The sequence below is a fragment of the Pseudomonas sp. LF020 genome (assembly GCF_053456425.1).
The window spans coordinates 587,355-600,087 of record NZ_JBRFIX010000001.1 but is presented as its reverse complement, the minus strand read 5'-3'; the positions used below and the strand labels follow the sequence as shown (position 1 = coordinate 600,087).

The 12,733-nt window shown below is 57.1% G+C and carries 10 protein-coding genes; 2 read left to right on the top strand and 8 right to left on the bottom strand.

What is annotated here, in order from left to right; all coding sequences use genetic code 11:
* Nucleotides 1-5: 5 nt before the first annotated feature.
* From argR to acs, 7 genes are all read right to left on the bottom strand, one after another.
* Entirely contained in the window at nt 6-998 is a 993-nt protein-coding gene (gene argR / locus ACU680_RS02810; protein WP_400763060.1) for a transcriptional regulator ArgR, read from the bottom strand.
* A 245-nt stretch (nt 999-1,243) separates the two neighbouring features.
* Nucleotides 1,244-2,008 carry an ABC transporter ATP-binding protein gene (locus ACU680_RS02805; RefSeq protein WP_003227281.1) on the bottom strand — a complete coding sequence of 255 codons (765 nt, stop codon included), beginning with the start codon at nt 2,006-2,008 and terminating at the stop codon, nt 1,244-1,246.
* Between the two features lie 27 nt (nt 2,009-2,035).
* The gene (locus ACU680_RS02800) at nt 2,036-3,148 is read right to left on the bottom strand and encodes a M14 family metallopeptidase (protein WP_448178597.1); all 1,113 of its coding nucleotides are present in this window, start codon (nt 3,146-3,148) and stop codon (nt 2,036-2,038) included.
* A 1-nt stretch (nt 3,149) separates the two neighbouring features.
* The gene (locus tag ACU680_RS02795) at nt 3,150-3,848 is read right to left on the bottom strand and encodes an ABC transporter permease (protein WP_003227285.1); all 699 of its coding nucleotides are present in this window, start codon (nt 3,846-3,848) and stop codon (nt 3,150-3,152) included.
* Nucleotides 3,845-4,534, bottom strand: a complete 690-nt coding sequence (locus tag ACU680_RS02790) for an ABC transporter permease (protein ID WP_003227287.1) — start codon at nt 4,532-4,534, stop codon at nt 3,845-3,847. The genes ACU680_RS02795 and ACU680_RS02790 overlap by 4 nt, the downstream gene beginning before the upstream one ends.
* Before the next feature lie 91 nt (nt 4,535-4,625).
* The gene (locus ACU680_RS02785; RefSeq protein ID WP_007963103.1) at nt 4,626-5,399 is read right to left on the bottom strand and encodes an ABC transporter substrate-binding protein; all 774 of its coding nucleotides are present in this window, start codon (nt 5,397-5,399) and stop codon (nt 4,626-4,628) included.
* Between the two features lie 810 nt (nt 5,400-6,209).
* On the bottom strand, nt 6,210-8,165 hold the full coding sequence (gene acs / locus ACU680_RS02780) for an acetate--CoA ligase (protein ID WP_448178596.1): 1,956 nt from the start codon (nt 8,163-8,165) through the stop codon (nt 6,210-6,212).
* A gap of 417 nt (nt 8,166-8,582) precedes the next feature.
* On the opposite strand from acs, the gene ACU680_RS02775 reads away from it, so the two are divergent.
* The gene (locus tag ACU680_RS02775; RefSeq protein WP_108589286.1) at nt 8,583-8,843 is read left to right on the top strand and encodes a DUF2790 domain-containing protein; all 261 of its coding nucleotides are present in this window, start codon (nt 8,583-8,585) and stop codon (nt 8,841-8,843) included.
* 564 nt (nt 8,844-9,407) lie between these two features.
* Nucleotides 9,408-10,658, top strand: a complete 1,251-nt coding sequence (locus ACU680_RS02770) for a ribonucleotide-diphosphate reductase subunit beta (protein ID WP_003227292.1) — start codon at nt 9,408-9,410, stop codon at nt 10,656-10,658.
* 325 nt (nt 10,659-10,983) lie between these two features.
* Here ACU680_RS02770 and ACU680_RS02765 read toward each other — a convergent pair whose 3' ends face one another.
* A complete protein-coding gene (locus ACU680_RS02765) occupies nt 10,984-12,636 on the bottom strand; it encodes a DNA cytosine methyltransferase (protein ID WP_448178595.1) in 1,653 nt (550 codons plus the stop codon).
* Between the last annotated feature and the right edge of the window lie 97 nt (nt 12,637-12,733).

The window sequence follows — 12,733 nt, the reverse complement described above, 5'->3', positions numbered from 1 at the left end:
GTGCGTCAACCGCGCTCCGGCGGCACCGACGACAGCTCGAACGGACTGCTGCTGCGCCGCTGGTTACGATCTTCACGCGGCGTGGCGCCGAAGAAGTTGCGATAGGCGCTGGAGAAATGCGGCCCCGAGGAGAAACCGCAGGACAGGCCGATCTGGATGATCGATTTGCTGGTCTGCATCAACATCTGCCGGGCCTTGTTCAGGCGCAGTTCCAGGTAGTACTGGCTCGGCACGCGGTTGAGGTATTGCTTGAAGATCCGCTCGAGCTGCCGACGGGACACGCACACATGCTGGGCGATTTCGTCGGTGGTCAGCGGCTCTTCGATGTTGGCTTCCATCAGCAACACCGCTTGGGTGAGCTTCGGATGGCTCGAACCGAGGCGGTTCTGCAGTGGAATGCGCTGGCGTTCGCCGCCCTCGCGGATGCGCTCGACCACCAGTTCTTCGGACACCGCACCGGCCAGTTCTGCCCCATGATCACGGGCCAGCACCGCCAGCAGCAGGTCGAGCACCGACATGCCGCCACACGCGGTCAGGCGATCGCGATCCCAGTCAAACAGGTGACTGGTGGCGATGACTTTCGGGAAACGTTCGGCGAAGTCGTCCTGCCAGCGCCAGTGCACGGCCGCACGATAACCGTCGAGCAGACCAAGCTGCGCCAACGGATAGACACCCGCCGACAGTCCACCGATCACGCAACCGGCACGCACCAGTTGCTTGAGCGCGCTGCTGAGGGCCGGGGCCAGCGTGGTCGGCGGCTCATCGGCGAGCAGGAACAGTTTCTGGAAGTTTTCCAGCTTGCCGGTCCAGGCTTCGCCGGGCAGTTGCCATGCGCCGTCGGCCGCCGCTTCGGTATTGGCTTCGGCCTGCAGGAACGACAGTTCGTACACCACGTCCGGGTGCACACGCTGAGCAACCCGCAAGGCCTCCTCCGCCAGCGCCAGCGTCAGAGCTTTAGTGCTGGGCCAAATCAGGAAACCAATTCGATGGGCAGTCATGGGCGGGCAATCCGAAACGAAGAACGGTGATGAAGGCATGGGCCAATGCTAGCCCGTAAATGAACGCAAATCATAAGTCCGGCGCAGATCACCTGTAGGAGCTGACGAGTGAAACGAGGCTGCGATCTTTTGATCTTGTTGTTGAAGATCAAAAGATCGCAGCCTTCGGCAGCTCCTACAGGGGATCGGAGCCAGCCTTCAGGCTGCGAAGCATGCACTATTCGGGTGCATATCGGCAGCTCTGATTACTTGAGGCTACCCGACAGGAATTGCTGCAAACGCTCCGATTGCGGATTGACCAGCACTTCGCGCGGGTTGCCGCTCTCTTCAACAACGCCTTTGTGCAGGAACACCAACTGGTTCGACACTTCACGGGCGAAGCCCATTTCGTGCGTGACCACGACCATGGTGCGACCTTCCTGAGCCAGCGCTTGCATGACTTTCAGCACGTCGCCGACCAGTTCCGGGTCGAGCGCCGAAGTCGGTTCGTCGAACAGCATCACTTCCGGTTCCATCGCCAGCGCACGGGCAATCGCCACACGCTGTTGCTCGCCACCGGACATGTGCCCCGGGAACGCGTCTTTACGATGGGCCACGCCAACCTTGTTCAGGTAGTGCTCGGCTTTCTCGCGCGCTTCAGCCTTGGAAACGCCCAGTACGTGAACCGGCGCTTCCATGATGTTTTCCAGCGCGGTCATGTGCGACCACAGGTTGAAATGCTGGAACACCATCGACAGGCGCGAACGCATGCGCTGCAGCTGTTTCGGATCAGCGGCTTTCAGCGCGCCGTCCTTGTTCGCCACCAGTTTCAGCTCTTCGTTGTTGAGCAGGATCTTGCCCGCGTGCGGCTGCTCGAGCAGGTTGATGCAGCGCAGGAAAGTACTTTTGCCGGAGCCACTGGAGCCGATGATGCTGATCACATCGCCGGCTGCCGCTTTCAGGGACACGCCCTTGAGCACTTCGTGACTGCCATAGCGTTTATGCAGGTCTTGGACTTCAAGTTTGTACATGCGGTCGGTTCTCACAAAAACAGTCAGTCAGTCGTTGAGCAAGCGCCCGTGACGCAGCGCTTCGCGCCCCGCCACCTTGGCCAGCCAGAAACCGGGTTGGGCATAGCGCAGCCGTTCAATGGCAAACAGCACCCCGGACGTACCAGCACACACCGTGCTGACCCGATCGGACACAGGGTCGATCACTTCGAAAATCTCTTCCCCGGCTTCAACCCACTCGCCGGGTTTACGCAGAAAACTCACCACACCGGGGTGCGGCGCCAACAGCAATTCAGTGCCTTCGAACGGCATGCCTTCGCACGGTTCGCTGGCCGGCTTCGGCCACTCGCCGGTGATCAGGCCTTGCTCGGCGAGAAACGCCAGAATGCCTTCAGCCCAAGCCACCGCATCAGCGCGGTCGGTATTGGCCTGACCGCCCAGCTCGACGGTGGTCGCCAGGCACGCCAGTGGAATCTGCGCGTCCGGGAACTGCCGCGACAGACGCAACCACGGCAACGAGCACGCTTCATCGAAGGAACTGCCGCCGGAATCTTCCGCCAGCAAACCGACCTTCACATTCAGATGTGCGGCCAGCGAACGCCACTGCGGCCAGTGCTGCGGCAGCGCATACATGTGCAGCGCCGCTTCAGCGTCGCAATGCAGATCAAGCACCACATCGGCGGTGCAGGCGTGGCTGAGCAAAACGCGCTGCATGCCTTGCAACTGGCTGCTCGCCTCGGGCAATGCCGCCAGATGATCAGCCATGGCCTGACGGATCAGGCGAATGTTGGCGTGCGGATCGTCACCAAGGCTGTCAGCCAATGCCGCCGCAATCGGCGCGCTCAGCTCGACGAAATCGCGGTTGAAATTCTTGCCGCTGCCCGCCTCGAAACGCCCCTGATGATTGCCTTGCAGCAACTGACCGAGGCCCAGCGGGTTGGCGACCGGCACCAGCTCGATCACACCGTTGAGCAGACCTTGGGCTTCGAGTTCGCCGAGGCGCTTTTTCAGCTCCCAGGCGGTGCGCATGCCCGGCAGTTCGTCGGCGTGCAGGCTGGCCTGAATGTAAGCCTTGCGCTCGCCGCTCCCAAACCGGAACACCGAAATCTTGCGCTCGCTGCCCAGATGGCTCCACGGCAATACGTGGTCGATGCGTTCCATATCAGTGCTTCCGCGGGGCGAGGTAGCTCAACCAGCGGCGCTCGGCCAGCTTGAACAGCTTCACCAGAATGAAGGTCAGGCACAGGTAGAACACGCCGGCGGTGATGTACGCCTCGAACGGCAGGTAATACTGCGCGTTGACGGTACGGGCCGCACCGGTGATGTCGATCAGGGTCACGATGGACGCCAGACTGGTGGTCTGCAGCATCATGATCACTTCGTTGCTGTACTGCGGCAGCGCCCGGCGCAGGGCCGATGGCAACAGAATGCGCTTGTACAGTTTGAAGCGCGACATGCCCATGGCCTTGGCGGCTTCGATCTCGCCGTTCGGCGTGGCCTTAAGGCTGCCGGCGATGATTTCGGCGGTGTAGGCGCTGGTATTGATCGCGAACGCCAGGCACGCACAGAACGTCGCGCTGGACAGCCACGGCCACAAGAAGCTTTCACGTACCGCTTCGAATTGCGCCAGACCGTAGTAGATCAAAAACAGCTGCACCAGCATCGGCGTGCCGCGGATCACGTAGGTGTAGAGCCACGCGGCGCCGTTGACGATCGGGTTCTTGGAGACGCGCATCAGGCCCAGCGGCAGTGCCGCCAACAGACCGAACAACAGCGACAGCGCGAGCAGTTTGAGGGTGGTCAGCAGGCCGCCGAGGTACAGCGGCATGGCCTCCCAAATGACGTTGTAGTCGAAGATCATAGATCAGCCGCCCTTACGCCTACCGAGTAGCGCTTCTCAAGGTGACGCAGCGCCAGCAACGAGACACTGGTGATCACCAGGTACATCGCCGCCACTGCGAGGAAGAAGGTGAAAGGCTCGCGGGTGGCATCTGCCGCCTGCTTGGCCTTGAACATCATGTCTTGCAGACCGACCACCGAAATCAGCGCGGTCGCCTTGGTCAGAACCAGCCAGTTGTTGGTGAAGCCAGGAATCGCCAGGCGAATCATCTGCGGCACCATCACCCGGAAGAACACCTGAAAACTGCTCATGCCGTACGCCATGCCCGCTTCAGCCTGGCCCTTGGGGATCGCCATGAACGCACCGCGGAACGTCTCGGACAGATATGCACCGAAAATGAAACCGAGGGTGCCGATACCGGCGGCAAGCGGGTTCAGGTCGATGTAGTCGTCATAGCCGAGCATCGGCGCGACGCGGTTGAGCAGGTCTTGACCGCCGTAGAAAATCAGCAGGATCAGCACCAGGTCGGGAATCCCGCGGATCACCGTGGAATACAGATCGCCCAGCCACGCCAGCCAGCGAATCGGCGACAGACGCAATGCGACCCCGATCAGCCCGAGAACGATGGCCAGGGCCATGGACGACAAGGCGAGCTGAAGCGTCAGCCATGCGCCATCGAGGATGACAGCCCCGTAGCCTTTCAACATGATTCAGGTCCTCGAAAGTTGGGATGAAAAAATGGCGCAAACCGCAGAGATCCTGTTGCTTGCGCCATTTCTGACTTGTCGCAGAGACGTGTTACTTGCCGTAGATATCGAAGGCGAAGTATTTGTCCTGGATGGCTTTGTATTTACCGTTTTCACGGATGGCCGTGATGGCTGCGTTGATCTTGTCTTTCAGCGCGTCACCCTTGCGCACCGCGATGCCTACGCCGTCGCCGAAGTATTTGACGTCGGTGAACTGCGGGCCAACGAAGGCGAAGCCTTTGCCGGAATCAGTGTTCAGGAAGCCGTCCTGCAGCAGGGTGGCATCAGCCACGGTACCGTCGAGGCGACCGGCGGCCACGTCGAGGTAGATTTCGTTCTGCGAGCCGTATGGCTTGATCTCGGCACCCAGCGGGGCCAGGACTTCGCGAGCGAAACGCTCGTGGATCGAACCACGTTGCACGCCGATGTTCTTGCCTTTGAGCTCAGACAGGTTGTCGCTGACAACGGTACCTTGCTTCATGACCAGACGGGCCGGGGTGTTGTAGTACTTGTTGGTGAAGTCCACGGACTTCTTGCGGTCTTCAGTGATCGACATCGACGACAGGATCGCGTCGATCTTGCGCACTTTCAGTGCCGGGATCAGACCGTCGAACTCTTGCTCGACCCACACACACTTGACCTGCATCTGCTCGCACAGGGCGTTGCCGATGTCGTAGTCGAAACCGACGATGCTGCCGTCCGGCGCTTTGGAAGCGAACGGAGGGTAAGCCGCTTCGATACCGATCTTCAGAGGTTTTTCATCAGCGAAGGAATTCAGCGACAGCACGGACAGTGCCAGGGCGCCAAGCAGCACAAGTTTCTTCATCTTGGGACTCCATCGGTAAAGGGCAAAAACGGCAGAGTGAGCGACAGCCCAATATGCGAATGGGTGAATCGGGAAAGCGGTGCAGCATCGGTGGGAAATTTCCCATTGAAACCCTCGGGGTTTCAACGTCAGCCACGATGAGCGAGTGATCGGCATTCTAACGACAGGCCCGAAGCCGATATTTCTTCAATGCGACAACTAATTACAGATGCACAGAGAAACCCGCTTGAGCGCATTGACAGCCTTGCAAATTCATGCAAGAGCGAAAGACAGTGAACCGATCTATGCTGCAAATTGCGGGCCTATTATTCGCAAACCCTTCTAATCCGGCAAGCGCAGCGTTGTGTCTTATTTTTCACCGGGGGTTTTGAGGCTCTAAAACGGGGCATTGCGTTTCCCTTCGCCCCGCTGCGGGGCGGGCGGTTACACATTTGGTTACTCGGATGCGGGTGGGTAACAGCGGGAAAGGTCTTACGCGAGAAATCGATAATTATTGGTTGGGTGGTTTGGCTTTCTGACAGGGGATTACTGCGGCGTCTGACAGATTGCTATCGCTGGCAAGCCAGCTCCCACACGGATTTCGATTGAGATTGAAATTCCGTTCACACCTGGGAAACCTGTGGGAGCTGGCTTGCCAGCGATGAGGCCAGTCCAGCCACCCCACAATTGCGCAGGAACTCAAACCTGCAACACACCACAAACCTGTGTGCGAGCCTGCTCGCGATGAGGCCAGCCCGGCCAGCACAAACCCTCCAGACACAAAAAAGCCCCGCCCGGCATCACCGGACAGGGCTTCTGTGAAGCTAACGCTTACGCCACATTCATCGTCTTGTGCGTATCAATCAAATGCTGCACCACACCCGGATCCGCCAGGGTCGAGATGTCCCCCAACCCATCGTACTCAGCCGTAGCAATCTTGCGCAGAATCCGCCGCATGATCTTGCCCGAACGGGTCTTCGGCAGCCCCGGCGCCCACTGGATCACGTCCGGCGAAGCAATCGGGCCGATCTCTTTGCGCACCCAATTCTTCAGTTCCTGGCGCAGTTGCTCGCTCGGCTCTTCGCCGTTTTTCAGGGTGACGTAGACATAAATGCCCTGCCCCTTGATGTCGTGCGGCACACCGACCACCGCCGCTTCGGCGACTTTCGGGTGGGCGACCATGGCGCTTTCTATCTCGGCGGTGCCCATGCGGTGGCCGGAGACGTTGAGCACGTCATCCACGCGCCCGGTGATCCAGTAGTAACCATCGGCATCACGCCGCGCACCGTCACCGGTGAAGTACATGCCACGGAACGTCTTGAAGTAGGTGTCGACGAAGCGGTCATGGTCGCCATACAGCGTGCGCGCCTGACCCGGCCACGAATCGAGAATCACCAGATTACCCTCGGCCTCGCCCTCGATGATGTTGCCAAGGTTATCGACCAGCGCCGGCACCACGCCGAAGAACGGACGCGCCGCCGACCCCGGTTTCAGTGCATGCGCACCCGGCAGCGGGCTCATCATGTTGCCGCCGGTTTCGGTTTGCCACCAGGTATCGACGATCGGGCAACGCGACTTGCCGACGTTCTTGTAGTACCAGTCCCAGGCTTCCGGGTTGATCGGCTCGCCTACCGAACCGAGCAGACGCAGGCTGCTGCCATCCGCGCCTTCAACGGCGGCCGTGCCCGACGCCATCATCGCGCGGATCGCAGTCGGCGCGGTGTAGAGGATGTTGACCTTGTGCTTGTCGACGATCTTCGCCACCCGGGTGATGTCCGGGTAGTTCGGCACACCTTCGAACAACACGGTGGTCGCGCCATTGGCCAGCGGGCCGTAGACGATGTAACTGTGGCCGGTGACCCAGCCGACGTCGGCAGTGCACCAGTAGATTTCGCCCGGACGGTAGTCGAACACGCGCTCGTGGGTCATCGCCGCGTACAGCAAATAACCGCCGGTGGTGTGCTGCACGCCCTTCGGCTTGCCGGTCGAACCCGAGGTGTAAAGGATGAACAGCGCTTCTTCAGCGCCCATTTCTTTCGGCGCGCAGACAGTGCCCGCCACTTTCATCAGGTCTTCGTACCAGATGTCGCGATGCTGGTTCCACTTGATGTCGCCACCGGTGCGCTTGCACACGATGACTTTCTGGATGCTGCTGGTTTCCGGGTTGGTCAGCGCGTCGTCGACGTTGGCTTTCAGCGAGATCTTCTTGCCGGCACGGATGCCTTCGTCTGCAGTGATTACCACTTTCGAGCGGCAGTCGATGATCCGCCCCGCCAGCGCTTCCGGCGAGAAGCCGCCGAACACCACCGAGTGAATCGCGCCGATCCGGGTGCAGGCCAGCATGGCGACCACGGCCTCGGGGATCATCGGCATATAGATAGTCACCACGTCGCCGCGGTGCACGTCCTGACCACGCAGGGCGTTGGCCAGTTTGCACACTTGTTCGTGGAGTTCGCGGTAGGTGATGTTGCGGCTTTCGGAAGGATCGTCGCCTTCCCAGATGATTGCGATCTGATCGCCGCGCTCGGCCAGATGACGGTCGAGGCAGTTGTAGGAAACGTTCAGGGTGCCGTCGGCGAACCACTTGATATCGACATGGTGATCGTCGAAGGAAGTCTGCTTCACCGTGGTGAAAGGCTTGATCCAGTCGAGGCGCTTGGCTTGCTCGCGCCAGAAACCGTCAGGGTTGACGACCGACTGCTGGTACATGGCTTTGTAGGTCGCCTCGTCAGTCAGCGTATTGGCCAGAACCTCGGGACGAACGGGATACAGAGAAGCCGCACTCATCTTTCTTACCTCGGTGAAATAGTTGTTTTTGTATGACCCCGTTGTAGCCGGGCCGGCCCCATAGAACCATTCGACGATGGTTGTAGGAGCTGCCGCAGGCTGCGATCTTTTGATCCTGCCTTGCAAAATCAAAGACGAAAGATCGCAGCCTTCGGCAGCGCCTACAAGGGTTGGGCGGTGTTTTGCGGCGATTGTTACCAAAACCGCGAAAAGTGTTTATCAAAACCCCACCTGTTTACCCCCACCCCACCTCCCTAAAATCCGCATCGCCGACAAGGCAAACGCGATTAACAAAGTTACAGCCCCCACGAAGGCCGTTAATCCAGTTCTCAAGCAATAACTGCAAACGATGAAGTTCCACACGCAACCCTAAAAAGGTTGCGTGACCCCACTCGACCTCAAAAAGGTAAATCTGAAATGAAAGCTTTATTGGTTCTGGCCCTCAGCAGTCTGTGCGCAACCGCCATGGCAGACGAGGTCCCGACTGATGTCGCACAGCAACAACCGGTGATCGAGGAATACACTTACTCCACTCACCTGGACATCGCTAACGTAGTGTCCATGAGCGAAGTTCCAAACGTCTGCGAAGTTGTACCGATGAAAATGGAATACGACGACTCCAAGGGTCAGCGTCATATCCTGCGTTACAGCGTGATGGGTAACGGATGCACCAATTGATGATCGAGACTGCACCGAATCGGATCGCTCAGCGCCTCATTTGAGGGTCGATTCCAGCCCGACTTCGGTCGGGCTCAGTTGTGTCTGGAGTCGCTCAAAAGGGTTGCAAAACACAAGATATAGTGAAAAACCCGGTTTTCTGGTTATTTGTTAACCAAGTAGCTGCCACGAGCAACACCACGCAAAAAAAATTTGCATTCGGCAATTCCTTTCTGAGCCCCGTAAACCCTCGCTCCGACCGAAATCCCCCTCCCGCTCCACCCGTTTCTACGCAGAATGGTGCCACCTAAACTGCTTTTTTTCCCTATAATGCCGACCTAATCGGGTCAGCAATATTCCCTTACAGGGATGATTAGCCAGTCTGAAGCCCCGCAGCAGCGTTCAACGCAAGCAGCGCCCATCAGAGGCTTTCAGAAACCCGTACAAGACAATGTTTTATGCGTGCGTTTAGCGACTGCAAAAAACGATTCCTTAAGATCCAACGCGGTCTGTACGACCGTGTGAAAAACCAACCAATCAGGTTTCACACGGGGCGACAGGCCCTCACGCAGGAGACGACACGTCATGCTGAGCTGGGACGAATTCGACAAAGAAGACAGTGAAGTAGCAACCGTGAAAGGCGCCAACGCCGGCCACGCTACTGAAGCCAACATGGACCGCCTCGACAGCGCTGGCGGCGCCGCAGCGCTGGAAGCCCGCGCCGTGACCGCCGACGACTCGGCCGCCGTGGCCCGCGCCAAGGCCGCACTGGATTCCCTCGACGTCGCCGAAGGCCTCGCCGAACTCGAAGGCGCCTCCGCCCGTGTCGCCGTTGACGAAAAGCGCATGATCAACTGCCGCGCCGACCTCAACCAACTCGTACCATTCAAGTACGACTGGGCCTGGCAGAAGTACCTGGACGGCTGCGCAAACCACTGGATGCCGCAAGAAGTCAACATGACCGCCGACATCGCCCTCTGGAAAAACCCGGAAGGCCTGACCGACGACGAGCGCCGCATCGTGATGCGCAACCTCGGCTTCTTCTCCACCGCCGACTCCCTGGTTGCCAACAACCTGGTCCTGGCCGTGTACCGCCTGATCACCAACCCGGAATGCCGGCAGTACATCCTGCGCCAGGCCTTCGAAGAGGCGATCCACACCCACGCCTACCAGTACTGCATCGAATCGCTGGCCATGGATGAAGGCGAGATCTTCAACATGTACCACGAGATCCCGTCGGTCGCCAAAAAGGCAGCCTGGGGCCTGAAGTACACCCGTTCGATCTCCGATCCGAAGTTCGAAACCGGCACCCCGGACACCGACAAAGAGTTGCTGCGCAACCTGATCGCCTACTACTGCGTACTGGAAGGCATCTTCTTCTACTGCGGCTTCACCCAGATCCTCTCCATGGGCCGCCGCAACAAAATGACCGGCGTCGCCGAGCAGTTCCAATACATCCTGCGCGACGAATCCATGCACCTGAACTTCGGCATCGACGTGATCAACCAGATCAAAATCGAAAACCCACACCTGTGGGATGCCGAAATGAAAGAAGAAGCGACCCAGATGATCCTGCAGGGTACGCAGCTGGAAATCGAATACGCCCGCGACACCATGCCTCGCGGCGTACTGGGCATGAACGCGGCGATGATGGAGGACTACCTGAAGTTCATCGCCAACCGTCGTTTGTCGCAGATTGGTTTGAAAGAAGAGTACCCAGGGACGACTAACCCGTTCCCTTGGATGAGCGAGATTATGGACTTGAAGAAAGAGAAGAATTTCTTTGAGACGCGGGTTATTGAGTATCAAACCGGTGGTGCGTTGAGCTGGGATTAATCCCCTTGAGCCTTCCGCAATTTGACGATTAAATCGACAAATTAAAATAAGAAAAGCCCCGATCCGATCGGGGCTTTTTTATTGAATAAGAAATATTAATTCAACTACCACGCCCACTAGATTGAAATTACCGACGTAGTCGCCGAGACCTTCAGGAAGCAAAATATCTTTATATCAAGATTAATCTTGAATATAGCGCATCATTGACGATCTCTGCGATAAAACTCTAGAAATCATAGCAAGAGTTCGCAAAGGTTATCTACGCACGCGGGTTCAAATGCGATCCGTGTTCTACAGCACTAAAGGGCAACTCATTTTGCGCAGATCATTTGTCCGCAACATTTAGACATTCGGCAACCCGACGACAGACAACATCATAAACAGTTTTCGCTATTTTTTTTGCCAACAATGGTGGCACCGCATTACCAACTTGGTGGTATTGCTGGGTTCTATTCCCTTCGAAATAATAGTTGTCTGGGAATGTCTGAAGTCGCGCAGCCTCGCGAACGGTCAAGCTTCGACACTGCGCAGAGTCATAGTGAATAAAGTAGTGCCCGTCCTTAGAGATATGACTAGTGATAGTAGTTGCAGGAAGCTCTGCAAGCTGCACCCTGAAACGGTCATTAAACTTACCGCTTTCCCAATTCTTGTGAGCGGGAGCGAGACCAGGGAGAGAAAATTGTTGATGCCCTTTGGGCGAGTATTTGTGGTGTTCAGCGAAAGTACTCGCAAACGCATATCGCCGCAGGTCCGACAGCATATGGCTTCGGGCATCGTGGCTCATCCAATACTTGATCTTGGGATCCTGATACCAAGCATCCAAGGATGGTATACCTGTATTACCTTGACCCTGCTCCTTTAACACTCGTTCGCCACCTGAACTCTTTGGCGAATTGAAAAGCGCTTGCCGAGTATCTCGTAAAGGCGCAATCAGTTCGCCACTTTCAAGTTCTGCGTGATGCAGCAAATCATCTACTTCGTCAGCAACGGCTTGATACCAAGCCTCTTGAGAATCCAAACGCTTTGACAGCTTGCTTCTAAGCTTGGGCAGACCACCAATAGCTTGCCTCACCGATACGGGGTCGGTGGTCTCCAAAAGATCATGGGGCGGAACATTACCGTGCTCGTCGAGCGCTATTCCCAGAAGGATGACACGATGGCGAGCCTGTGGAATTCCGTATTTTTCTGCTTCGATAATAAAAGACTTCGGATTTATCTTATCCATACAATCCGCAGAGCTGAAAGACTCTTCGGAAACCAGAGAACATATCTTGTATTTTTGTCCGCCCTCTTCGTTATCTAATGCTTTTGTAGGATCCACCAAATCTTCCAAAATTTGAGCAAAGATCCCTTTACCTCCAACTTTTGAAGACAAGATCCCCTTCACATTTTCCATAACGAAAACAGTGGGGCGATAATCCTTGATGATGCGTAAATAGTCCTTATACAGAAAGTGCCGATGATCATTCTCGGGAATATAACCCTGCTTTGCTTGGTTTCTGGATCGACCAGCGAGTGAATACGCTTGGCATGGAGGACCGCCAATTAAGACCCACGGACGCCCGTCCTTTTTCAATCTGGCGTTGATGAGACCATTCAACTCCTTGTCGCCAGCATCCGAACCCAAGGTTATTTGCCGTGCCTCCTGATCGGCCCGACTCCAGAACTCTGCTGTTTCAGGGGTGCTAGGCTCTGCTGCCTCACCATTGCAGTATTGGTAGTAATCCTTGAGTCCTTCAGGGTACTCGCGCTTGAGCAAGCGGTAGAAAGCTCGCAGCTTAAGCGTCCTCCTAGCGACAGGATCCATTTCGGCAGAAACAATGATATCGAAATGACGGCCATCACCGGAGGATGAAAAACCCTCACCCAAGCCACCGGGGCCAGCGAAAAGGTCGACGATCTGGATCGCGTCCTCAACTGCAACAGCTGGCTCAGCGATTGTCCTCGGCGGGAAAAGAAGGTTCTGATATTGAGTCATGGGCATCATTTGTCAAAAAATCAAGAATGGCAACTGCGTAGGCTGCCGAGTCGCGACACTCTACCAGGATTAGAACAGCAGCGCACTTCAGCCACGC